This is a genomic window from Stenotrophomonas thermophila (assembly GCF_001499715.1).
Taxonomy (GTDB): domain Bacteria; phylum Pseudomonadota; class Gammaproteobacteria; order Xanthomonadales; family Xanthomonadaceae; genus Stenotrophomonas; species Stenotrophomonas hibiscicola.
The window spans coordinates 63,722-86,334 of the sequence record NZ_CVIW01000005.1 but is presented as its reverse complement, the minus strand read 5'-3'; the positions used below and the strand labels follow the sequence as shown (position 1 = coordinate 86,334).

Below are 22,613 nucleotides of genomic sequence, written 5' to 3'. Positions count from 1 at the left end.
TGCCGAACTCAGACATCCGCCGCCGCAGCATCAGACGGCGGGGCCGCGCGCGGCCAGATGCTGGCGAAGGACTTCCTCGGGCGGATACGCCGTGCCCAGCGCGTGCTGCTCGCCTGTGTGCCGGTCGACGAAGATCGGCCCATTGCCGGCCAATGCATCCGAGATTTCGCCGGATTGCAGGTAGCGCAGCGACTGGAAGCAGAACAGCCAGCCTTCGACCACTTCGTGCTCATGCGTGATGGCAACCGGCTCATCGTCGCTGGCAAGTGCAGCCTCCACGCGACGGCGTGCTTCTTCAAGCTGGATCATTTCTTCATCTCCTGCCTTCGATGACGAGGCGAAGAGCATTTCATGCGGGCAGATGCATCACAACGGCTGCGCGCCTGCATACAAGCGCGTACTGCGACGCGTTGTCGCAACCACTCAAGCGTGCCAGCTTCGTGCCGCTATCGATGCCTCTGCCCATCGCAAACGCAGCGCGCGTGACGCCGCGCACAGCGCATCTGTGGATTGTTGGTTGCGATTCATGTTCACGCACATTCCGCAGCATCGCGACAAACAGTTGCGAATGAAAACACTCTAGAATCCGGCCCCCCACGTTGGTTTGCAGCACCCCACGCGTCCACAGAATGGACGCTTGTTTTTTCTGAAACACGAGATTTCACGGATGTCCCTGAAGACCACCCCGCTGCGCAACGCGATCATCATCGCGCTGGCCGCCAGCTGCACTACCCCCGCCTTCGCACAGGATGCGGGCGACAACACCACCAACCTCGACCGCATCGAAATCACCGGCTCGCGCATCCGCCAGGCCAGTGTCGAAACCGCCCAGCCGGTGGTCGCGCTCAACCGCGCCGAGATCGAGAAGAAGGGCTACGTCAACGTCGCCGACATCCTGCAGGATGTGACCGCTGCCGGCTCGCCAAGCATGAGCCGCGCGTCGTCGCTGACCTCATCGCGCGATTTCGGCGGAATGTATGTCAGCCTGCGCAACCTGGGCCCCGAGCGCAGCCTGGTGCTGATCGACGGCCGCCGCATGGGCGTCAGCGCCGGCGGCTACTCCGACCTGGCCTCCATCCCCTCGGCCATCGTGGAGCGCGTTGAAGTGCTGACCGATGGCGCATCGGCGTTGTACGGCTCCGATGCCATCGCCGGTGTGGTCAACATCATCACCCGCAAGAACTTCGATGGTGGCGAAGCCAGCGTCTACGTCGGCCAGTACGGTGAAGGCGATGGGCAGAAGCGCTCCTACAGTGCCACTTTCGGCAAGACCTTCGACCGCGGTTGGTTCAGCGTTGGCGCCGAGCGCACCAAGGAAGACGAAGTGATGGGCGGCGCGCGCGAGTTCAGCCGCTACGTCAACGGTCCGCGCCATCCGAACGATGGCCTCAACGGCACCACGCCGTGGGGCAGCGTCACCGTCGGCGGCAAGTCGCTGACCGTCGGTCCGGGCGGCGACCCGACCAGCGCCGGCAACTTCCACGCGCCGAACCCGGCCGATGGTGCCAACACCAAGACCAACATGAGCCTGCTGACCGGCCTGGAGCGCACCTCGGTGTTCGCCAACGGCGGCTTCTCGATCACCGATGACCTGCGCATCGTTGCCGATGCCATGTACAGCAAGCGCGAATCGACCAAGCACCTGGCTGGCTACCCGTACTCGGTCACCGCCACGCAGGCGCGCAACGGCAGCCGCGCCGCCCTGTCCAAGGACAGCGCATTCAACCTGTGGGGCGAGGACGTGCTGTTCTCGCATCGCACCGAAGAGATGCTGCGCGGCACCGAGAACACCCTGGAAACCAAGCGCGGCAGCCTGGGCCTGGAAGGCAGCTTCGAAACCGGCTCGCGCTACTGGGACTGGAACGTCAGCTACACCTACAACCGCAATGAAGGCGAGCGCGTTGGTACCGGCAGCATGTACCAGCCGAACGTCAACCTGGCCGTCGGCCCGTCCTTCATCGAGAACGGCGTGGCCTACTGCGGTACCCGCGATGCGGTGATCGCCGGCTGCGTGCCGTGGAACCCGGCCGCGCCGATGGGCTACACCGGCCCGGGCTCGCTGAGCAACCAGGACGTGCAGGACTACCTGTTCGCCCGCTACGTGGACAAGAGCCAGACCACCACCAAGGTGGCCAGCGCCAACATCTCCGGTTCGCTGTTCTCGCTGCCGGCCGGCGACATCATGGCTGCGATGGGCTTCGAGCACCGCACCGAAGAAGCACGCTACACCCCGGACCTGACGGTGCAGAACGGCCAGATCGCCGGCACCACCGGCAAGCCGACCCAGGGCGACTACTCGCTCAACGAGATCTACCTGGAAATGCAGGTGCCGCTGCTGGCCGACATGGCCTTCGCCCGCGAGCTTTCGCTGGACGTTGCCGGTCGCTACTCGGACTACAACAATTTCGGTTCCACCACCAACAGCAAGTTCGGCGTGAAGTGGAAGCCGATCGACAGCCTGCTGGTGCGCGCCACCTACGGCACCGGCTTCCGTGCGCCGACCGTGGACGACCTGTACGGCGGCACTGTCAGCAGCCGTGACTCGTTCACCGACCCGTGCGATACCTCGTTCGGCACTGCCGCCACCAGCGCCGCCGTTGCCGCACGCTGCAAGGCCCTGAAGGTGCCGACCAACTTCCGCCAGCTCAACAGCGACGGCAGCGTGGCCAGCAAGCCGGGCCAGCAGGCCACCACCGATTTCAACTCCGGTTCCAACCCGAACCTGAAGCCGGAAACCGCCAAGACCTGGACCGTGGGCCTGGTCTACAGCCCCGACTTCGTGCAGGGCCTGGACGTCAGCCTGGACTGGTGGAAGATCCGCATCGACAACGCCATCGTTGGCGAGTCGGCCACCAACATCCTGGAACAGTGCTACGTGCAGGGCTCGGACGCCGCCTGCGGCCGCTTCACCCGTGGCAGCAACGGCCAGGTCAACGCACTGGACCGTTCGCTGGTCAACGCCGGCTACCGCGAAACCGCCGGCTATGACATCAGCGCGCGCTACCGCCTGCCGGAAACCGCGTTCGGCAAGTTCGCCGTTACCTGGAACACCACCTATACCGACTATCTGGAGCAGCGCAACGACAACGCCGCGACCACGCCGGTGGAACAGCTGACCAGCTGGGGTGGCAACTTCCGTGTGCGCTCTACCCTCAACCTGGACTGGCAGTACGGCAACCTGGGCATCGGCTGGACTGCACGCTACTACTCCAGCATGAAGGAGAAGTGCTCCTACATGGACGAGTGCAACATGCCGGGCTTCAGCTCGGCCTACACCGATGCCTCGCCGACCAACAAGGTGGGTTCGAACACCTTCCACGACCTGCAGGTGCGTTACGCCCTGCCGTGGGACGGTACCGTCTCGCTGGGCCTGAACAACGTGTTCGACCATCAGGGTCCGATCATGTACAGCCAGCCCAACAGCAGCTTCGTCTACTACGGCGGCTTCGACATCGGTCGTTTCATGTACATGAAGTACCAGCAGCGCTTCTGAGCCTGCACCCGCGTTCCCGCCACCGCCATCTCTCTCCTGGCGGTGGATGGAAGCAGGGCGGCGCCCCCCGGGGCGCCGCTCTTTTTTTCATGCGTGCCAGTCGATCCGGCCCGGTGCTACCGCTTGGCGCGCATCGTGCGGATGTTATCGCCGACGAACAGGATCAGGCCGGCCCAGATCGCGGCAAAGCCAATCGCCTTGCCGGCGTCGAAGGCTTCGTGGAAGAAGAACACGCCCAGCAGCAGCTGCAGGCTCGGCGCGATGTACTGCAGGATGCCGACCAGTGACAACGGAATGCGCTTCACGCCGTAGGCAAAGCCAATCAACGGTACCGCCGTCACCACACCGCCGAAGATCAGCAGCAGGTCGTTGCGCCAGCCCCAGCCGTGGAAGAACGCGCCACCATGACCATTTTCGGCCCAGATCGCGAAGCCCAGCGCCGGCAGGAACAGGTACATGCTCTCCACGCCAAGGCCCGCCACCGGGTCGACCGAAACCAGCTTGCGCAGCAGGCCGTACAGGCCGAACGAACAGGCCAGGCCCAGCGCGATCCATGGTGGTGTGCCGGCATCGATGGTCAGCCAGGCCACGCCCACTGCCGCCATCGCCACCGCCACCCATTGCAGGCGGCGCAGCCGCTCCTTCAGCACCAGCACGCCCAGCAGCACGTTCACCAGCGGGTTGATGAAATAGCCCAGGCTGGTCTCGATCACATGGCCGGCGTTGACCGCCCAGATGTACAGGCCCCAGTTGAAGGCGATGGTCAGGCTCGAGACCAGCAGAATCGGCAGCGCGCGCGGCTGCGCAGCGATCTTCCGCCACCAGCCCAGGCGTGCGCTGAGCAGCAGCCAGCCCAGCACCAGCACGGTGCTCCAGATGATGCGGTGGGCGATGATCTGGAACGATGGCACCTCATTGAGCAGGTGCCAGTACACCGGCACCAGACCCCAGATGACGAAGGTGGAAGCCGTGACCAGCAGGCCACGGCGCTGTTCTTTCTCGTCCATGCTCATTTCTTGCGCGTCCTTGCCATCGTCAGTACCACCACACCCAGGAGAATCACCGCCATCGCCAGCAGGTCGCGCCAGCCGAAGCGCTCACCGTTGAGCAGCGCGCCCAGCAGCACCGCAATGACCGGATTGACGTATGCATAGCTGCCAGCCAGCGCCGGGCGCACGTTCTGCAGCAGCCACACGTAGGCGGTGAACGCGACGATGGAGCCGAACACGCACAGGTAGGCCATCGCCAGCAGGCCACCGGTATCGGGCAGCGTGGTCGGGCGCTCGCCGACCGCCAGGCCGATCAGCACCAGCAGCACACCGCCACAGATCATCTGCCCGGCGGCGGTCATGAACGGGCCCGGCAGGTCCAGTCCGCGTGCCCACACCGAGCCGAATGCCCAGCCGACCGGCGCGATCAGCAGCAGCACCAGCCCGGTCGGCGAGGCGGTCAGGCTGCTGCCTGCGTTGAGCCAGACCACGCCGAGGAAGCCGATGGCGATGCCCAGCCACTCACCGCGGCTGGCGTGCTGGCCGCGCAGCGCCGAGAACAGCGCCATCCACAGCGGCACCGAGGCCACCGCAGTGGCTGCCAGTCCCGAGGACACCTCGCGCTCGGCCAGCACCACCATGCCGTTGCCCAGCACCAGCATGGTCACGCCCATGATGCCCAGGTTGCGCCACTGCCGCAGGGTCGGGTTCGGCATCTTCCAGAACAGGCGCAAGGCCAGGAACATCAGGCCACCGGCAATGATGAACCGGCTGCCGGACACCATCGTCAGCGGCAGCGCGCCCCCGTGCAGGGCCTTGGCGATGCCCAGGTAGGTCGAGCCCCAGACCACGTAGACCAGCAGCAATGCCAGCGCAACAAGGCCACCCCGGGGGGCAGCCGCAGACGAAGAGGGGGGAGCCGACATGACACACCAAGGAGCCGGGGGAAGGCGGATTCTAGGACGTTTTGAGTATGGTCCGGGACCCCATACGGTGGCACGCTGTCATCCATCCATGCACCCTGCTCTGGTCTGCTACCCCGTGTTGACGGCCCATGCAGTACCAAGAGGGCTGTCCGGCCGCGCCGCCCCAAGGCCGGGCGCCGTTTTCCCTGCGCACGGACGCGCCGCATCGAGGATTCCCACCCAGATGAGCACCACGTCCCATCCTGCCGTACCCGCGAACGACCGTGCCGCCCTGCGGCGTTCGATCTCCAACACCCTCAAAGGCTCCGCCGGCAACCTGGTGGAGTGGTACGACGTCTACGTGTACTCGGTGTTCGCCGTGTACTTCGAATCGCAGTTCTTCTCGCCGGACGACAAGAACTCCACCCTGTACGTGTGGGCGATCTTCGCCGCCACGTTCCTGATGCGCCCGATTGGTGCCTGGTTCTTCGGCCGCTTCGCCGACCGCCATGGCCGTCGCCTGGCGCTGACGGTCTCGGTCACGCTGATGGCACTGTGTTCGTTCCTCATCGCCATCACCCCCACCGCCGCCAGCATCGGCATCTGGGCCGCCGTGATCCTGCTGTTCGCGCGCCTGCTGCAGGGCTTCGCCACCGGCGGCGAATATGGCGCCAGCGCCACCTACATGTCCGAGGCCGCCATCCCGGGCCGCCGCGGCTTCCTGTCCTCCTTCCACTACGTCACCCTGGTAGGCGGCCATGTGCTGGCCCAGCTGACCCTGCTGCTGATGCTGACCTTCTGGGGCAAGCCGGAGATCTCCGAGTGGGGCTGGCGCATCGCATTCGGCATCGGTGGCGTCGCCGCAGTGGTGGTGTTCTGGCTGCGCCGCGGCATGGACGAATCGCTGTCGGAGTCGTCGATCGAGGCCGCGCGCGAGGGCAAGGCACAGAAATCCGGTTCGATGTACGAACTGTTCGTGCACCAGTGGCGGCCGCTGCTGCTGTGCTTCCTGATCACCGCCGGTGGCACCGTGGCCTTCTACACCTACTCGGTGAACGGCCCGAAGATGATCCAGAGCGCCTTCGCCGGCAACGATCCGATGACCGGCACCCTGATCAACCTGGGCGTGCTGGCCTTCCTGATGGTGCTGCAGCCTGTCGGTGGCTGGCTGTCTGACATCATCGGCCGCAAGACCCTGCTGGTGTTCTTCGGCGCCGGCGGCGTGCTGTACAGCTGGTACCTGATCACCCAGCTGCCGCACCAGCATGACGCCACCCTGGCCTTCCTGACCCTGGCACTGGCCTTCGTCATCCTCACCGGCTACACCTCCATCAACGCGGTGGTGAAGGCCGAGCTGTTCCCCACCCACGTGCGTGCGCTGGGCGTAGGCCTGGGTTACGCGCTGGCCAACTCGCTGTTCGGCGGCACCGCCCCGCTGCTGTACCAGGGCGCGCTGAAGACCGGCCACGTCGACTGGTTCGCCATCTACGTGACCGCAACGATCGCGGTATCGTTGGTGGTCTATGTGTTCTTCCTCACCAACAAGGGCCCGAACTGGCTCGACGGCACCCGCAAGTAAACGCGTTGCCCTGATCGCGGCCACCGGTGCACTGCCGGTGGCCGCGGCATCTCCCGCCACGCCACTGATGTGGATCGCGGCGGCGCTGGCCGCAGCCACGGCACTGGCCTGGCTACTGCGCCGCCCCAACGCACAGGCCGCATGGCCACGCACCGGGTTCGGGGTCGCCCTGCTGGTGTTCTGCGCCGCGCTGGCGCTGCAGCTGGCGGTGGACCTGGGCAGCGGCCACAGCTCGCTGCAGCTGCGCCTGCATCGCGGCGTCAACGGCGGATCGCTGGTCGGCCTGCGCACGATGGTGGCGTGCTATCTGGCAGCGCTCGCCACCGGCGGCTGGGGCGCATGGAAGCTGCTGCGCCGGCGCAGGTAGTGCCGGCCGCTGATCGACAATCGACAATCGACAATCGGCAATCGGCAATCGGTAGAGTCGACTGTTAGTCGACTGCTCTCTCTGTCGGCACCGAAAAACCCGCGCTGCGCGCGATAGTCGACTATCAGTCGACTCTACCCCCGGCGGAATGACATGACACCCCGCCGATTCCGATCCTCAACGGCGGGGCGCTTCGCTCTTGTCGCGCGCGCCGCGGAACTCCGATTCCTTTTCCCACGTCGGCCAGCGGCGGCTGTTGGCCAGCTCGGCGCCCAGGTCGTAGACCAGCAGCGTGTCGGCAGCGTGGCCGCTCGGGTCCCAGCTCGGCGTCCAGGCATCGCAGGCCTGGTGGTAGCAGTCGGCGAAGTACTTCTCGCGCAGCGCGCGCCCGGCTTCAACCCCACCGTCCAGCTTGTCCAGGCCCGGGCCGATGGTGATGGCCGGCACGCCCAGGCGGGCAAAGGCGAAGTGGTCGGCGCGGTAGAAGAAGCCGGCTTCCAGGTTCGGATCCGGGCTGTAGCTGCGGCCGCGGGCCTTGGCCACGCGTTCCAGGTCGCCTTCCAGCGACACCCGGCCCTTGCCCCACGAGGCGATGTCGCGGGTCGCGCCATCCGGGCTGAACATCTCGATGTTCAGCACCGCAGCGGTCTTGTCCAGCGGCGCCAGCGGATGCGCGGCGTAGTAGCTGGCGCCCAGCAGGCCCTTCTCTTCGGCGGTCAGTGCCACGAAGTACAGCGTGCGCTGCGGCTGCGGGCCGGCGGCGAACACGCGGCCCAGTTCCAGCACCGTGGCCACGCCAGTGGCGTTGTCGATCGCACCACGGCGGATGCGGTCGCCCTTGGCATCGGCCTGGCCGATACCGAACGCATCCCAGTGCGCGGAGAAGATCACCGCCTCGTCAGCATGTTCACCACCGGGCAGCTTGGCCACCACGTTGCGGGTCACCACCTGCTCGCGCTTGAGCGCGAAATCCACGCTCAGCCTGGCGTTGTCCAGCGCCACCGGGCGGAAGTCGGCGCGCATCGCCTTGCGCTTCTCGGCATCGAAGTCGAGGCCGGCGTCAGCGAAGATCGCCTCGGCGAGCTCACGCTGCATCCAGCCCCGCAGCGGCGTGTGCTGCGCCATCGCCTCGGCCTGGCTGCGTTCGATGTCGAACAGCGGCGAGGTGCCCGAGCTCTTCACCGTGGCCCAGCCATAGGCGGCCGGCGCGGTCTCGTGCACGATCAGCACGCCTTCGGCGCCACGGCGTGCGGCTTCCTCGAACTTGTAGGTCCAGCGACCGTAGTAGGTCACCGCCTTGCCGTCGAACGCGCCCGGTGCATCAGCCTCGAAATCGGCGTCGTTGATCAGCACCACGGCGATCTTGCCGTGCAGGTCCACGTCCTTGTAGTCGTTCCAGTGGCGTTCCGGCGCATCAATGCCGTAACCGACGAACACCAACGGTGCATCCTTGATCTGCACGCGCTTGCGCGGCTGCAGGCTCTGCAGGGTTACGTCCACGCCATTGGCCAGCGCACGCTTGCCCTGCTTCAGCGACAGGCTGGCCTTGGCCGCGCCCTCCAGCTGCGCACGCACCAGCGGCACCGGCTGCACCCAGCTGCCGTCCACGCCGCCCGGCTGCAGGCCATAGCTGCGGAACTGCTCGATCAGGTACTGCACCGTTCGCTCTTCGCCCTCGGTGGCCGGTGCGCGGCCCTCGAACTCATCCGACGCCAGCACGCGCACGTGGCGCGACAGTGCCTGCGGATCGATGCCGCCACCGGGAAGGTCATTGGCCGCATGGGCCAGGCCACCGACGAACAGGCAGGACGACAGCAGCAACACGCGCATCGGATTCACGGCAGTACCACGGCTAGCTTGGAAGTCACCAGAGTGTAACGTGGTCGTGACATCGCGGTGCAGCGTGAGCTTGCGTCATCCACGCATGGCGTGGAGCTACCGACGGATGCGATCCAGCCAGCAGGCCAGGCCCTGTGCGTTGAGTTCGATGTCCATCGCCAGCACGGCGGTCACTGCCGCATCGTCCAGCGCACAGCCATGCAGCTGTGCACGTTCCAGGTACAGCGCCTGCAGTGCAGCCAGCAGGCAGCGGTGACGGTCCGGCCGGCCATCGCACTGGCGGCCGATGGCGGCCATCGCATCGATCTGCTCGAACAGGTCCCCTGCCAGTTTTTCCACCTGCTCCACGCGCCCATAGTGGGTCAGGTACATCGCCAGCGGCGCGTAATCGAGCATGCGCCGGATCGAGGCCTTCATCGCCTCCGGGTCGAACTGCACCGGCGAGGAGGTCGGGAAGATGAAAGCGCCCTGCGCGCTGTCCAGCTCGCGGTAGGAGATGCCGAACGTATCGCCGGTGAACCAGCTGCGGCTGCGCGCATCCCACACGCAATAGTGGTGCAGTGCGTGGCCCGGCGTGTGCAGCAGCACCAGCTCGCGGCCAGCGAGATCGATGCGGTGGCCGTCTTCGGCCACCACCACGCGGTGTTCGGGAATCGGCTCGATGTGGCCGTAGCTGCGCGCGATCTCCTCGGCGCCGTACACCGCCGTCGCACCCGCAATCAGCCGGGTCGGGTCGATCATGTGCGGCGCACCGCGCGGATGCAGCACCGCCTTTGCGTTGGGAAGCTGCTGCATCAGCAGTCCGGCGCCGCCGGCGTGGTCCAGGTGCACGTGCGTGAGCAGCAGCCAGTCCACCGCGTCCACGCCCAGGCCAGCGTCCACCAGCGCCTGCAGCATGGCCGGCACTGACAGCCCGGTGCCGCAGTCGACGAAGGCCGCGCGGCCGTTTTCAACGATCAGGTAGGCCGCGTCGAAATCGGGACGCTGAAAGCCGGTATCGATGGTGTGGATGCTGGAGTCGGCGGTCATCGGCACGCATCTGGCAGTCTCGGAAACAGACGCCCATGGTAGGCGCGCAGGCGGTCCGGGTTCGATGCGGCTTTGGTCGGGTAGTGCCGGCCGCTGGCCGGCAACCTCGGGGCAGCCCGTTGAATGCAGTTGCCGGCCAGCGGCCGACACTACCGGTCCAACCAGCGCGGCCGCAGCAGCAACGCCAGCACCAGCACCGCCAGGAACGCGCCGTAGGCGTAAAGCACCGCCAGTACCTGCGGCCAGATGGGGCCGGCACCAAGCTGTGCCATGCCGATGCGATACCCCCACAGCATCGACACGATGCTCAGCGCGAAAGCCAGCAACAGGGTGGTGCCGTCGAACAGGCGCCGCCGCACGCTGCGCGGCTGGCGCGGGAACAGCCAGTACAGGCCGCCCAGCAGCAGGAACCAGGGCAGGAACAGCAGCAGCGACAACCAGGCCATTGCAGACTCCATGTCATCGCGCCGGAGGCGCGCGGACATCATGCCATGACCTTCGTTCGCGGGTAGGGCCGGCCGCTGGCCGGCATTCCCTATGCAAATACCGTGGTAGTGCCGGCCGCTGGCCGGCGTTTCCCATGCAATTGCCGGCCAGCGGCCGGCACGACCTTTATTCTTCGCGCAGCACGGCCAGCGCGGCCAGTACCGCGTCCACCTCGGCCTCAAGCTTGAACAGCTCGCTCTGCAGCTGGTCGCCCTGCTCGGCCTGCTTGATCACGGAAATCAACTGCCCGGCATCACGCGGCGAATCGAAGCCTTCGCTCTGGATCAGCAGCGTGCCGTCACCGGCGGTCAGCTTGAAGTAGAAACGGCCGTCCTTCTCGCGGTACTGCTTGAACTGCGGCGGTGCCACGCGGGCCACGCCGGCGTCCTCGCTGGCGATATCGCCCGCCGTGGACAGGTCGCGCAGGCCCACGGCGTGGCGCAGTTCTTCCAGCAGCGGTGCCGCCAACTGCTCGCGCAGCTGCTGGCCACGGCGCTTGAGCAGCGCTTCGATTTTCTCCGGCTCGGCCATCAGCGCGTTGTAGCGCTCGCGCAGCGGCGACAGTTCGCTGTCGATGCGCTCGAACAGCTGCTGCTTGGCATCGCCCCAGCTGATGCCCGCAGCGAACGCCTTGGCGAATTCCGCGGTCTGTTCCGGGGTGGCGAACGCCTGGTACATCTGGAACAGTGCCGAGCCCTCGGTGTCCTTCGGCTCGCCCGGTGCGCGCGAATCGGTCAGGATCGAGAACACCAGCTTCTTCAGCTCCTCGCGCGGCACGAACAGCGGAATGGTGTTGTGGTAGCTCTTGCTCATCTTGCGGCCATCCAGGCCCGCCAGCGTCGCCACCTGCTCGTCGATTACCACCTCCGGCAGCGGGAAGTACTCCTTGCCATACACGTGGTTGAAGCGCTGGGCGAAATCGCGCGCCATCTCGATGTGCTGGATCTGGTCACGGCCCACCGGTACCTGGTTGGCCTTGAAGATCAAGATGTCGGCCGCCATGAGCACCGGGTACATGAACAGGCCGGCGCTGACGCCTGCGTCCTCGTCCACGCCTTCCTCGCGGTTCTTGTCCACCGCCGCCTTGTAGGCGTGCGCGCGATTGAGGATGCCCTTGCTGGCGATGGCGGTGAGGAACCACATCAGCTCGGTGGTCTCGCGGATGTCGCTCTGCCGGTAGAACCACACGTGTTCCGGGTCCAGGCCGCAGGCCAGCCAGCTGGCCGCGATCTCCAGGGTCGCGCGCTGGGTGCGCTGCGGGTCCTGTGACTTGATCAGGCTGTGCAGATCGGCCAGAAAGAAGAAGCTCTCGATCCCCGGCGCGCGGCTGGCCGCGATGGCCGGGCGGATGGCGCCAACGTAGTTGCCCAGGTGGGGCGTGCCGGAGGGAGTGATGCCGGTAAGGACTCGGGTGGTCATGACTGCGTGGGGTAACCTTCGATGAACGGGGCCAGTTTACCTTGCACGCCACCAACCCCGTCAGGGCCTGCGGCGCGTTCATTCACGCAACCCCGCTGGAGACGCCCGATGAAACGCCTGCTGCCCCTGCTGCTTATCCTGCCTCTGGCCGGCTTCCGCCCGGCCCCGATGCCGCCGCCGGTCTACGAGGGCGGCCCCGTGCGCATGGCCCTGGTCGACCGCGACCGCGGCACCGAACTGCGCAGCTACCCCGCCGAGGGCAAGCGCTGGGTGGCCGGTGAGCGCGGTCACCGCTACGCCGTGCGCCTGTACAACGACAGCCCCCGCCGGGTGCTGGTGGTGCTGTCGGTGGACGGCGTCAACGCCATCTCCGGCGAAGATGCCGATCCCTCGCAGACCGGTTACGTGCTCAACCCCGGACAGCGCGCCGACATCACCGGCTGGCGCAAGAGCCAGGACGAAGTGGCGCAGTTCGTCTTCAGCAGCCCCAGCGGCAGCTATGCCAGCCGCACCGGCCGCCCGGACAACATCGGCGTAGTGGGCGTGGCCGTGTTCGAGGAAGCGCGCCGCTGGCGCCCCGAGCCGATCCTGCGCCGCGGCCTGCCACCGCCGGCGCCGGCTGCACAGGCCGAAGCGTCCGCCGATGCCAGCGCCAGCCGCATCGAGGGCTACGCCAGCAAGCCGCAGGCGCCAGCGCTGGGCACCGGTCACGGCGCGCGCGAGCAGTCCTCGGTGCGCGATACCGAGTTCGAGCGCGCCAGCCGCAGCCCGGCGCAGGTGTTGCAGCTGCGCTACGACAGCGCCCGCAACCTGCGCGCGCGCGGCATCCTGGTCGATTCGCCGTCACGCCTGCCGCGCGAACCGCAGGCGTTCCCCAACCGCTACGTGCCGGACCCGCCGGCACGCTGATCCTCCGCGCAGACAACACAACGCCCGCAACCTTTCGGCGCGGGCGTTGTGTCGTGGGGGAAACCCGGGGGCTTACTTGTAATCCGGGTAATCCTTGCGCACGCTGTCTTCGAAATCCCGGACTTCCTTCTCGGCGCGGTCCTTGGCCCAGCCATAACGCTCCTGCAGGCGACCGGCCAGGTATTCGGCATTGCCTTCGGCCACATCGAAATCGTCGTTGGTCAGATCGCCCCACTTGGCCTGGGCCTTGCCCTTCAGCTGCGACCACTTGCCGGAAATGATGTCTTTGTTCATTGCTGGGAGTCCTTGGTTGCAACGGCGTTCTTACCGTGGTTCCAGCTTCGCGCAGTCGCTGTTGAGTACCGGTCAACCAGCAATGAAATGCGTGCTCACCTGCTTGAATGGTTCACTCCGCTTGCACAGCCGTGTGTGGCAGCGTGCAAGAAAAAGGCCGGGGATGATCCCCGGCCTTTTTCCTTCCGTTCCGCGCCGGGCTCAGTTGCCCTTGGCGGCATCCTCAACCTTCTCACCGGCCTTCTGCACGTCCTTGCCGGCACCGGCCACAGTGTTGCAACCGGCCAGCAGGGCCACCGAGAACATCGACAACAGCATCAGGGCAACTACGCGCTTCATGGGCTTCTCCTTGGGTTTGCCGCTACACCGCTTCATTCGCGGATGGGATTCTTTCGCTCAGCGGGAGAAGGCCAATGCCCGCCGCCGCCGCGTGAAGTGCAATCTGGCGGCAGGGGCGTGGAGCGGGTGTGAACGGATCGGCGATCCGTTCAGGCGGTTGCCTTAGTCGCGCATCAGGGTGGACTTGCCGAACAGGCTCTCGACCAGGTCCACGGCCAGTTCGGCGGTGGCATTCTGCTTGTCCAGCAAGGGGTTGAGCTCGACGATGTCCAGCGACCCCATGCACCCGGTGTCAGCGATCATCTCCATCACCAGCTGCGCCTCGCGGTAGTTCACCCCACCCGGCACGGTGGTGCCCACGCCCGGCGCGATGCTCGGGTCGAGGAAATCCACATCGAAGCTGACATGCAGGTGGGTGTTCTCGTCGATGCCCGCCAGTGCTGCTTCGACCGTGCGCTTCATGCCGTTCTCATCGATGTAGCGCATGTCATAGACATCCACGTTGTGGGTCTTGATCAGGCGCTTCTCTTCCGGGTCCACCGAACGGATGCCGATCTGGTGCACCTGGGTGGGAGTGATCGCCGGTGCGCTGCCGCCGAGGTGGGTCAGCGCCTCCGGGCCGAGGCCGCACAGGCAGGCCACCGGCATGCCGTGGATGTTGCCCGAGGGGGTGACATCGCTGGTATTGAAATCGGAATGTGCATCCAGCCACAGCACGCGCAGGGTCTTGCCCTGCTCGCGGCACCAGCGTGCCACGGCAGTGATCGAACCGATTCCCAGGCAGTGGTCGCCGCCGAGCATGATCGGCATGCGGCCGGCCTGCAGTTCGGCATAGCTGGCTTCCATCAGTGCATGGTTCCACGCCACCACTTCCTCCAGATGGCGGTAGCCCTGCACCGGCGCGGTCCACGGGTTGCGCGGGCCATCCAGGTTGCCCAGGTCGCGCACGTCCACGCCGCGCGCTTCCAGCGCCTCCGGCAGGCCCGCCACGCGCAGCGCTTCCGGCCCCAGCCGTGCACCGCGATGGCCCGCACCGACATCGGTGGGAACGCCGATCAGGGATACGGAAATGGGATGGGCCATGGGTGCCTCCTTGCGGGGGAAAAAGAAGCACAGTCTAGCCAGAGCTGTGTGACACCACTCGCGGCGGTGCAGCAGGGCATTGGCGCCGCCATGGCGCAAATGGACAACAGGCAGCCATGCGTAGGGATTCCCCGGCCTTATGGATCAGAAATTCTTCCGCCTGTGATGGGGTTCTCCACAGTGACGGATACGGCTCTATCGCTTTCCCTTCAGTGCAGCGAAGGTTCTCGCCCAAATTGGAGGCTCGGATGTTCCCGCATTGAATCTAAGTAGACTCCCAGCCGGCTTCTTGGCGCCACTCAGCAAGCACCTGTGTATCGGCACGCTCACGGTGTTGACCGCGTCCTGCTCGGTATCCGACGCCGATACCTCCTCGGCAGAGCACGCGCCACTTCTGGCGTCGGTGGATGAAGCTTCAACCCATGAAATAGCCGATCCGCGTACGGCAAGGACCGCTGCACAGCGATCCACCGCGATGGTCAATGCGCGCATCGCGTTGGGACCCAAAGCTTTCCTGATCGACATCAGGCCTCCCGAATACAGAGGCGATGCCACGAACTACATCGACCAGAGAATGCAGCGATCAAAATCTGGCGACGGCCAAGCAAGCTACGAAATACACTCGAGGCTTGCCAGCTGCAAACGAGCCCTCGATCCGGGCGACGACAGTGAGTACAAGGTGTACTCATCCATGGGACTTGCCGAGCAGTTCTCGAGGCGTATCGAAGAAGAAATCGAGAACTGCAAGGCGATTGCCCAACGAACCGACATCACGGGAGAAAACTGGCTGTCACTGGCAGCCGCTCAAGGGTCCATTGAAGCCCGACTGATGTACGCCCAGAACCCTCGCGCCGCCATCGGCAATCTCACCGAAGTCCTCTCTGATCCCAGCAGGTTGATCGACTTTCGCCGGAACGCTGTGGAGTATCTGGACGAATCTGTTTCTTCAGGAAACCTGGATTCCATCGAAGCGCTCGCAAACATCTATGACAGAGGAATAGTCGCCGAGCGCTCCTACACCAGGAGCCTCGGCTACTGGATGGCCCTGCACCGCGTGCATCCAAGCCAGTACTCGGCGGAATCGATAAGTCGCCTGTCCAGCAGCATGCAGGCAGAGCAGATCATTCGTGCGCAGGAAATCTCAAGAGAAATCTACCAATCATGCTGCCAATGACGTTCGATTGGTAATCCTGCAAACCAAAAATAGACAAACGGCTTAATAATATGAGAACAAAGATAATTATTGCGGCAATCGTGGTCCTGGCAGCATTCGCCGCACTTCCATTCGCGCATGCAACCTGGCCTTTCGGCAACCCTTCAACCGTGTTCGGCCCAGCGTCCTGCACACCGTGTCGTGGGCAGACCCCACTTCCAGACACAGCTACCAGAGCGTTCCTGACCAGATACACGCAGGTGACGAACAAGAAAAATTCCGGAACCTTCAATGAGTCCATCCAACCAGGATCCAAGGTCATCGTCTGCAAAGCGTCCCACTGCGTGACCTACCAAATGACCGATAGCCAGGACTGGAATGGGACTTCGCGTGAGCCCATCACAACGAGCCCTCCCCCTCGCGGCGGCGGGAATGGCAATGGCGGTGGCGGTGGCGGCGGTGGTTACACCGGGCCCATCAGCGGCGGCAGCTACGGTGGAGGCGGCGGCGGAGGCTCCGGCAAAGTCACAGTCGGGCCGGCCAAGCCGTCCCTCCCCACCCAGGAGGATTGATGGCACCACGTGATAGCACCATTGGCGTGCTTCTGCAGGTCAATTCACACGCGAGCAACCACATGCCTGACTGCCATCATGGGACACAGACTCAGCGCCGCTTGATCGGCGTCACGCAGTTGAGCCAGCTTCACCACGTGGGTCGTGATGGGCAGCGCGATAGCGAAGACGGCGCCGGATTCGCGGTGGAGTGCAGCCCCGCTCTATATGTCGCTTCTGGCATTGCGATGCTCGAAACGGGCCAAACGCGATAATTCACTTTTCCTTTCAGATCACCCGATGCCATCGAAACAAACGACTGGCAGGCGGGGATTTCGCGTGCGCATGATGAATCGCCACCTGCAAAGGTGGTCGGGACTTCCAAGCCCGTTTAATCGAAGCTGTATACGCTTGCCAGCCGGCGCCGTCTTCCCAAAAGCGGCGCCGGCTGGAAATCCGTTCGCCGATCGACGGCGGGCGGTGCGTGGGGGCCCTGTGCCCGCCGGCTCATCGATTTCCGGTCTTGGAAGCCACGCATCGCCCGCCACCCTATCGTGGCGCGCCTCCGTGCCTGACGAGGATGCCCGCATGTCCAAGACGCTCTACCCGTATCTGACCGCCACGTTGGGCGACGCCGCCCTGCATCTGCCGCTCGAACTGGCGCAGCCGCTGGAAGCCGCCTTTGCCGCCGCGAACGAGGCGCCCGCGCCGATCAACCTGCCCGGATGCCTGCAGCGCATCCAGGCCGGTGACGCCGCCGATGGACAGCCGTGGCCGGGACCGGCAAGCACACCTGGCGACACGGTGGCCGCCGCACGCAGGGATCGCGCCGCAGTGGGCCTGGTGTCGCTGCTGGAGCTGTATCACGCCGCAGAGCGCGTGCGCGTGGACGGGGAAGAGAAAGACGATATCGGCGATGGCACGCGCGAGGGACTGATGCTGGCCTGCCGGGGGCTGGCGGAGTATGTGGCGTTGCAGGTGCAGGGGGCTCAGTAATGCAGAACGGTGGGATTCCAACGCACAGCGTCAACGCCTCGCTACCCCGGCTATCGAATCAGGCTGACCCACTCCTGAAATGCGCACACCCTATCCAAACCTGAAACCTGTTTTTGTTGAACTGCGACTGGACGAAGTGGATTCGCGCGGTGGCGCTGTTGCCGAGATGATCGCCTCCACCGCGCGTCCCAGGGCGCTTTCCATAAGCCCTGAATTCATGTGGTACAGCTTCGTGCTGAATGACCGCGCCGTTACCCGCATCACGCCTGGGACGCGGGCACACTGCACGATCTCATTCGTCAACCATGATGGTGCGAAAGAGGTATTCCCCTGTGGCACGGTGGCCGCCTTCGGAGACGGATCGTCGACAAGAGGGTTGATCCGCATCATTCGGTTTGATTGAGACTGATCGCACCTGACTTCTTGAGGCGGCGGAAGTGGAGCGCAGTGCCTTGATGCCTCACGCGGCACTGGCATGCAGACGCACACCCAAGGCACGGGTCACCTTCAGGATGGTGGCGAAATCGGGGCTGCGTTCGCCGGACAGTGCGCGGTAAAGACTCTCGCGCGACAGGCCCGCCGCGCGCGCAACCTTGCTCATACCCTGAGCGCGCGCGATGTCGCCGAGCGCCTTGGCAATGAACGCGGAATCGCCGTCGCTTTCCTCGATGCAGGCGTCGAGATAGGCTGCCATTTCTTCGGGTGTCCGAAGGTGTTCGGCCACATCAAATGCTTTGAGTTCGACTTTTTTCTTGGTGGCCATGATGGAACAGCTCCAGTACTTCGGTATTGATTCGTTTCGACTACAGCCGGTTCGACGCTCACAGGGCACGTGCAATCTCCCTGGCCTTTTCGATATCGCGTTGCTGTGAGCTTTTGTCACCTCCGACCAAAAGAATCAGCAACTGCCTGCCGCGCTGGGTGTAGTACAGGCGGTAGCCCGGCCCTGCATCGATACGCAGTTCGGAAATACCGTCCCCCAGATGGCGGTGATCACCCGGATGGCCTTCGGAGAGCCGACCGATGCGGGCCAGGATGCGAGCGCGTGCAGTTACGTCCTTGAGAGAGCGTCAATCCATGTCGCGAACTGACGGGTACGCTGGATCTTCATGGAAAAATGTAGCCTAATGGCTACACATTTTCGACTACGAGAAACGCGCATAGACCACGAAGCACGCGCACAGGCAGGTGGGACGCACCTCGTCAGGTGCAAGATGAGATAACAGCAAGGAAGGAAAAGAAGGGGAGAGACGCAGCAGAGAGCAGTGCTCGACCGATTACTGCGCCGCCCGTGTCGAGCTGCACAACTGGAGTTTGGTGGTGCCGCTTATCCGAATCGAACGGATGACCTACTGTTTACAAGACAGTTGCTCTACCAACTGAGCTAAAGCGGCGTGGTGGCGCACCGGCGGCAGCGCCGCGGTCCGGGGATTCTAGCGCAACCGCGTGCAATCCAGCGACCGGCTCTGTGCCGCCCCGCTGCGCTGCTGGGCCTGGGCCGGCTGGGTGCCCGCCGCCAGTTGCGCTTCCAGCCACCACTGGCCGGAGTCGCCGCTGGCCACCAGGCGCGGCTGGAAGCCGGCGGCCTGCACCGCCGCCATGCGCCGCTCGGCGCCTTCGCGGTTGCGGTACTGGCCCAGCGCCACGGCGTTGGCCTCCTCGCCCTGGCTGATGATGTAGTAGTCGCTCAGGCCAGCGGCGACGATGCGTTTCACGGTGGCCTGGGCTTCTTCGCGGTTGGCGGCGGCCGGCAGCATCACCCGGTAACGGGCACTGCCGCTGGCAGCGGGCTGTTCGCGCAGGCGCACCTGGCTGAGCAGCGTGCCGGCCTTGCCTTGCGCATTGGCCGCGGCGGCGCGGTCGGCAAACGGGCCCAGTGCGACGCAGCGCGGCGGTTCGGCAGCCTCGGGCGGGGTTGCGGGTTTTCCCGGCGCTTGGGCTGATGCAGGCGGTGTTGCCGGCATGGCAGCGGCAGCAACCGGCGTAGCCTCAGCCGCCTGCGGCTTGGCAATCTCCGGCTTGGCCGGGGCGGCGGGCGCCGGCGTTACAGCCACGGCCGTCTTCTCCGCCGGCTCGCGCTCCATCAACGGCGCGGTCGGCGCGGCAGCCGTGGCTTCGGCGGCCGCGGCGGCATCCACGCCACCGGGCACCCAGCGCAGCTCGGCCACGCCCGCGGGTTGCGGTGGCGGCGCAGGCTTCTGTGGTGCATCGCGCAGCAGCCACCAGCAGGCGACGCCAAGGTTGAGGATGGCCAGTACGACGATCAGGGCACGGGTCAGCATGCGCGGATACTAGCCTGCGGGCTGGTGCACCGCCCAGCGGGCGAGACCATCCAGCACCAGCGAGGGGTGGTAGTCGGCGCCGGGCAGCAACGGCATCAGCGCCGGTGCGCCGCCACCGTGCACCAGCAGCGACGGTGCAACGCCCAGCAGCGCGTGCCCCTGCTGGGCGCTGCGTTCGATCAGCGCCACGGCCGCACCATCGCAGCCGGAGGCGAGCGCGTCGGCGGTGTCGTTGGCGAATTCGCTGTAGTCACCGCCGGTAGCCGGCAGCTGCACCGCACGGGCATGCAGTGCTTCGCGCATGGTGGTGGGCGATGCGGAAATGCGGCCGCCGTGGTGCTGGCCGTCCGCGTCGAGCAGATCAATCGTCAGTGCGGTGCCCACCCGACCACCAGCACCGGGCGCTGCGCCTTGGCCGCGGCCAGCAGGGCCAGGAAGCGGTCCACACCGAATTTTTCGGGCTTGGCATAGGCAATGCGCACGCCGGCGCATTCGGCGCTGGTACGCACCACGTGCACGTGCTCGAAGCGACGCTGCAGCTGGTCCAGCATCGCGCTGGTCAGCGACGGTGCGGCCACGCTGGCCACGAACGCGGTGGTGCCGCTGGGCAGGCTGTGCGGCGGCTGTCCGGCCATGCCTTCGGCGCCATGCGCCCAGGCCTGCACGTCACCGGCACGGTCGCCCTGCAACGGCGCGAACTTGAAGCGCGAGTTGCCGAGGTCGAACAACCAATCGCTCATGCCGCCCTCACGCTGACTTCGCCGGCGTGCAGCAGGCGCTCACGGCCATCGATGCGCACGCGCAAGGCGCCGTCATCGGCCAGGCCGAGCGCGGTGCCATGCTGCCACTGCCCTTCCAGTTCCACCCGTACTTCGCGACCGGCCAGCATGTCGAACGCGGCGTAGCGCGGCAGAAAGGGAGCGAGGCCTTCGCGATCGAATTCTTCCAGTGCCGGCAGCAGGCGCGCCAGCACGGCAGCAACCACCACGTTGCGGTCCACCGGCTTGCCGGCCAGCGTGTCCAGGTCCACCCACGGCTGGGTGATCTGCTCGGCGAAGGATGGCGGCATGTGCGTGTTGATGCCGATGCCGATCACCGCGCGCGCCGGGCCGGCATATTCGCCACCGCCCTCGGCCAGCAGGCCGACCAGCTTGCGCTTGCTATCGACGATCAGGTCATTCGGCCACTTCAGCTGCGCCTGGGTGTAGCCCAGGTCGTGCAGCGCTTCGGCCACGGCGATGCCGGCCACCAGGCTCAGCCCGGCCAGGCGGCCGAGGCCACCGGAGAACAGCCGCAGCACCGACAGGTACACATGCGCGGCCAGCGGCGACGCCCACGTACGGCCGCGACGGCCGCGGCCGCCGGTCTGGCGTTCGGCCAGCAGGACGCTCACCCCGCGCTGGGGCGCGCTGCAACGCAGCAATTCGGCATTGGTCGAGTCCACCGTCCAAGCCACCTGCAGGTCGTGCAGCAGCGGCAGCACCTCGGCGGGCAGGCCGGCACGGATCGCATCCGGGTCCAGCAGGTCGACCGGGCGGGTCAGGCCATAGCCCTCACCTGCACGGCCTTCGATGTCCACACCGGCGGCTCTAAGTCCTTGAATACGCTTCCAAATGGCCGCCCGGGTCTGGCCCAGCTCACGGGCCAGGGCGTCGCCGGAGAGGCGACCGGCAGCGAGTTTGGCCAGCAATTGGCGGTCGTCCACGGCAGCTTCCACGAAGTCAGGAAGGAATTATGCGGGAAAGCCGCCAGCGGCGCCCGCCACGCTGGGTTCTGCGGGGGCTTCCAACGGGGCGCCGGGTTCGGGCTAGAATCGGGAACTCACCTTCCCTTAACGTGGATGTCGTCAATGCGCCGCTATGCCCATTGCCTGATCCTGCTGACGATGCCCTTCGCGGCGTCTGCGACGGCAGCGCTGGACGACAGCCGCGGCGCCTGCGTGTCCTCCAACGGCGATGCCGCCTCGCAGCGTGCACCGACCGCGACCGCTTCGGCCGCCACCACCAAGCCGGCACCGGTCCGCCCGGCAGCCAACACCAGCACGGGCGGCGGTGGCAGCGACGACGACGTGCTGCAGCGCATCCGCGCACCGAAGTGGCACAGCTACCTGCCGGGAATGTTCCGCTGATCAAGTCGTTGCTGCAGTGGCTGCGACCTGCGCCGCGGCCTATCGACGATGTACTGTGGAATGAGGCCTGCCGCCGTGCGGCCTGGCTGCGCGGTCTGGACGACGAACGCCGCGCACGCCTGCGCGTGCTGGCCACGCGCTTCCTGCACGAGAAGACCATCACGCCGATCGGCGAGCTGCAGCTGGAGGCCGGCGATGGCGTGCTGCTGGCGGCGCTGTGCTGCCTGCCGCTGCTGGAGTTCGGCGAGGTGGGTCTGGAAGGCTGGTCGCAGCTGGTCGTCTACCCCGATGCATTCCGCGTACATCGCAGCCACATGGATGCAGCCGGCGTACTGCATGAGTGGGATGACGAACTGATTGGCGAGTCGTGGGACAGCGGTCCGCTGATCCTGTCCTGGGCCGATGTGCAGGCCGACCTGGCGACGCCGCACGAGGGCTACTGCGTGGCGGTGCACGAGATGGTGCACAAGCTGGATGCACTGGATGGCGCGATGGACGGCACGCCGCCGCTGCCGCGCGAATGGCAGCGTGAGTGGGCGGCCATCTTCCAGCGCGCCTACGATGCGTTCTGCGCGCAGGTGGATGCGGGCGAAGAAACGCTGATCGATCCGTATGCGGCCGAAGCGCCGGAAGAATTCTTCGCGGTGACCAGCGAGTATCACTTCTCGGCACCGGATCTGCTGCAGCAGGCGTTGCCGGAGGTGGCCGCGCAGCTGCGGCGGTTCTATGGCGAGCCGCCCAGGATCGCAATACGGTAGTGCCGGCCGCTGGC

Annotated in this window: 22 protein-coding genes, 1 tRNA gene and 2 pseudogenes; 9 read left to right on the top strand and 16 right to left on the bottom strand. The window is 65.9% G+C overall.

The genetic code is table 11. From position 1 onward, the window contains the following. Window positions 1–30: 30 nt before the first annotated feature. On the bottom strand, window positions 31–309 hold the full coding sequence (locus BN1263_RS04380) for a YrhB domain-containing protein (RefSeq protein ID WP_019661820.1): 279 nt from the start codon (window positions 307–309) through the stop codon (window positions 31–33). A gap of 358 nt (window positions 310–667) precedes the next feature. On the opposite strand from BN1263_RS04380, the gene BN1263_RS04375 reads away from it, so the two are divergent. Beyond that, the gene (locus BN1263_RS04375) at window positions 668–3,493 is read left to right on the top strand and encodes a TonB-dependent receptor plug domain-containing protein (RefSeq protein WP_058979808.1); all 2,826 of its coding nucleotides are present in this window, start codon (window positions 668–670) and stop codon (window positions 3,491–3,493) included. 116 nt (window positions 3,494–3,609) lie between these two features. Here BN1263_RS04375 and rarD read toward each other — a convergent pair whose 3' ends face one another. Both rarD and yedA read right to left on the bottom strand, forming a co-directional pair. Continuing rightward, the gene (rarD, locus tag BN1263_RS04370; protein WP_019661822.1) at window positions 3,610–4,506 is read right to left on the bottom strand and encodes an EamA family transporter RarD; all 897 of its coding nucleotides are present in this window, start codon (window positions 4,504–4,506) and stop codon (window positions 3,610–3,612) included. Then, window positions 4,503–5,408 (bottom strand): drug/metabolite exporter YedA, encoded by a 906-nt coding sequence (yedA, locus tag BN1263_RS04365; protein WP_019661823.1) that lies wholly within the window; start codon window positions 5,406–5,408, stop codon window positions 4,503–4,505. Before yedA ends, rarD begins: the two co-directional genes overlap by 4 nt. 223 nt (window positions 5,409–5,631) lie before the next feature. Between yedA and BN1263_RS04360 the strand changes: the two genes are divergently transcribed. Both BN1263_RS04360 and BN1263_RS04355 read left to right on the top strand, forming a co-directional pair. After that, a complete protein-coding gene (locus tag BN1263_RS04360; RefSeq protein WP_021203842.1) occupies window positions 5,632–6,966 on the top strand; it encodes an MFS transporter in 1,335 nt (444 codons plus the stop codon). A gap of 67 nt (window positions 6,967–7,033) precedes the next feature. Continuing rightward, complete coding sequence (locus tag BN1263_RS04355) at window positions 7,034–7,333, top strand: hypothetical protein (RefSeq protein WP_058979806.1); 300 nt, start codon at window positions 7,034–7,036, stop codon at window positions 7,331–7,333. A gap of 177 nt (window positions 7,334–7,510) precedes the next feature. Here the strand turns inward: BN1263_RS04355 and BN1263_RS04350 are convergent, their stop codons facing one another. The 4 genes from BN1263_RS04350 to BN1263_RS04335 all read right to left on the bottom strand — a co-directional run bounded on the left by BN1263_RS04350 (window position 7,511) and on the right by BN1263_RS04335 (window position 12,106). Continuing rightward, window positions 7,511–9,163, bottom strand: a complete 1,653-nt coding sequence (locus BN1263_RS04350) for a M28 family metallopeptidase (RefSeq protein ID WP_058979803.1) — start codon at window positions 9,161–9,163, stop codon at window positions 7,511–7,513. Window positions 9,164–9,268: 105 nt separating this feature from the next. Continuing rightward, entirely contained in the window at window positions 9,269–10,201 is a 933-nt protein-coding gene (locus BN1263_RS04345; RefSeq protein WP_058979801.1) for an MBL fold metallo-hydrolase, read from the bottom strand. A gap of 149 nt (window positions 10,202–10,350) precedes the next feature. Continuing rightward, entirely contained in the window at window positions 10,351–10,647 is a 297-nt protein-coding gene (locus BN1263_RS04340) for a hypothetical protein (protein WP_058979799.1), read from the bottom strand. A 166-nt stretch (window positions 10,648–10,813) separates the two neighbouring features. Further along, complete coding sequence (locus tag BN1263_RS04335) at window positions 10,814–12,106, bottom strand: tryptophan--tRNA ligase (protein ID WP_058979797.1); 1,293 nt, start codon at window positions 12,104–12,106, stop codon at window positions 10,814–10,816. Between the two features lie 108 nt (window positions 12,107–12,214). On the opposite strand from BN1263_RS04335, the gene BN1263_RS04330 reads away from it, so the two are divergent. Continuing rightward, window positions 12,215–13,015 carry a hypothetical protein gene (locus tag BN1263_RS04330; protein ID WP_058979795.1) on the top strand — a complete coding sequence of 267 codons (801 nt, stop codon included), beginning with the start codon at window positions 12,215–12,217 and terminating at the stop codon, window positions 13,013–13,015. A gap of 72 nt (window positions 13,016–13,087) precedes the next feature. Here the strand turns inward: BN1263_RS04330 and BN1263_RS04325 are convergent, their stop codons facing one another. The 3 genes from BN1263_RS04325 to rocF all read right to left on the bottom strand — a co-directional run bounded on the left by BN1263_RS04325 (window position 13,088) and on the right by rocF (window position 14,731). Further along, window positions 13,088–13,309, bottom strand: coding sequence for a CsbD family protein (locus BN1263_RS04325; RefSeq protein WP_019661831.1), 222 nt, complete (start codon window positions 13,307–13,309; stop codon window positions 13,088–13,090). 201 nt (window positions 13,310–13,510) lie between these two features. Further along, entirely contained in the window at window positions 13,511–13,648 is a 138-nt protein-coding gene (locus BN1263_RS04320) for an entericidin A/B family lipoprotein (RefSeq protein ID WP_019661832.1), read from the bottom strand. Between the two features lie 162 nt (window positions 13,649–13,810). Continuing rightward, window positions 13,811–14,731, bottom strand: a complete 921-nt coding sequence (rocF, locus tag BN1263_RS04315; protein ID WP_021203836.1) for an arginase — start codon at window positions 14,729–14,731, stop codon at window positions 13,811–13,813. Between the two features lie 289 nt (window positions 14,732–15,020). Between rocF and BN1263_RS04310 the strand changes: the two genes are divergently transcribed. The 3 genes from BN1263_RS04310 (at window position 15,021) to BN1263_RS19975 (ending at window position 17,834) form a co-directional block, all read left to right on the top strand. Next, complete coding sequence (locus BN1263_RS04310) at window positions 15,021–15,905, top strand: hypothetical protein (protein WP_144435321.1); 885 nt, start codon at window positions 15,021–15,023, stop codon at window positions 15,903–15,905. A 1,118-nt stretch (window positions 15,906–17,023) separates the two neighbouring features. After that, on the top strand, window positions 17,024–17,431 hold the full coding sequence (locus BN1263_RS04300; protein ID WP_058979791.1) for a hypothetical protein: 408 nt from the start codon (window positions 17,024–17,026) through the stop codon (window positions 17,429–17,431). 79 nt (window positions 17,432–17,510) lie between these two features. Next, window positions 17,511–17,834, top strand: a complete 324-nt coding sequence (locus BN1263_RS19975) for a hypothetical protein (RefSeq protein ID WP_080398774.1) — start codon at window positions 17,511–17,513, stop codon at window positions 17,832–17,834. A 57-nt stretch (window positions 17,835–17,891) separates the two neighbouring features. Here BN1263_RS19975 and BN1263_RS04295 read toward each other — a convergent pair whose 3' ends face one another. The 6 genes and pseudogenes from BN1263_RS04295 to birA all read right to left on the bottom strand — a co-directional run bounded on the left by BN1263_RS04295 (window position 17,892) and on the right by birA (window position 21,418). Then, window positions 17,892–18,194 carry an addiction module antidote protein gene (locus BN1263_RS04295; protein WP_058979789.1) on the bottom strand — a complete coding sequence of 101 codons (303 nt, stop codon included), beginning with the start codon at window positions 18,192–18,194 and terminating at the stop codon, window positions 17,892–17,894. Window positions 18,195–18,252: 58 nt separating this feature from the next. Further along, window positions 18,253–18,542 (bottom strand): annotated as a pseudogene (locus BN1263_RS19970) (type II toxin-antitoxin system RelE/ParE family toxin). Window positions 18,543–18,749: 207 nt separating this feature from the next. Further along, a tRNA-Thr gene (locus tag BN1263_RS04290) sits at window positions 18,750–18,825 on the bottom strand. 39 nt (window positions 18,826–18,864) lie between these two features. Further along, on the bottom strand, window positions 18,865–19,713 hold the full coding sequence (locus BN1263_RS04285; protein WP_058979787.1) for an SPOR domain-containing protein: 849 nt from the start codon (window positions 19,711–19,713) through the stop codon (window positions 18,865–18,867). 9 nt (window positions 19,714–19,722) lie between these two features. Next, window positions 19,723–20,453 (bottom strand): annotated as a pseudogene (locus tag BN1263_RS04280) (type III pantothenate kinase). Beyond that, a complete protein-coding gene (gene birA, locus BN1263_RS04275) occupies window positions 20,450–21,418 on the bottom strand; it encodes a bifunctional biotin--[acetyl-CoA-carboxylase] ligase/biotin operon repressor BirA (RefSeq protein ID WP_058979785.1) in 969 nt (322 codons plus the stop codon). Before birA ends, BN1263_RS04280 begins: the two are co-directional and overlap by 4 nt. 144 nt (window positions 21,419–21,562) lie before the next feature. On the opposite strand from birA, the gene BN1263_RS04270 reads away from it, so the two are divergent. Together BN1263_RS04270 and BN1263_RS04265 are read left to right on the top strand one after the other, a co-directional pair. Then, entirely contained in the window at window positions 21,563–21,841 is a 279-nt protein-coding gene (locus tag BN1263_RS04270) for a hypothetical protein (protein ID WP_005411956.1), read from the top strand. Next, window positions 21,808–22,599 carry a M90 family metallopeptidase gene (locus tag BN1263_RS04265; protein WP_186008950.1) on the top strand — a complete coding sequence of 264 codons (792 nt, stop codon included), beginning with the start codon at window positions 21,808–21,810 and terminating at the stop codon, window positions 22,597–22,599. Before BN1263_RS04270 ends, BN1263_RS04265 begins: the two co-directional genes overlap by 34 nt. Window positions 22,600–22,613 lie beyond the last annotated feature (14 nt).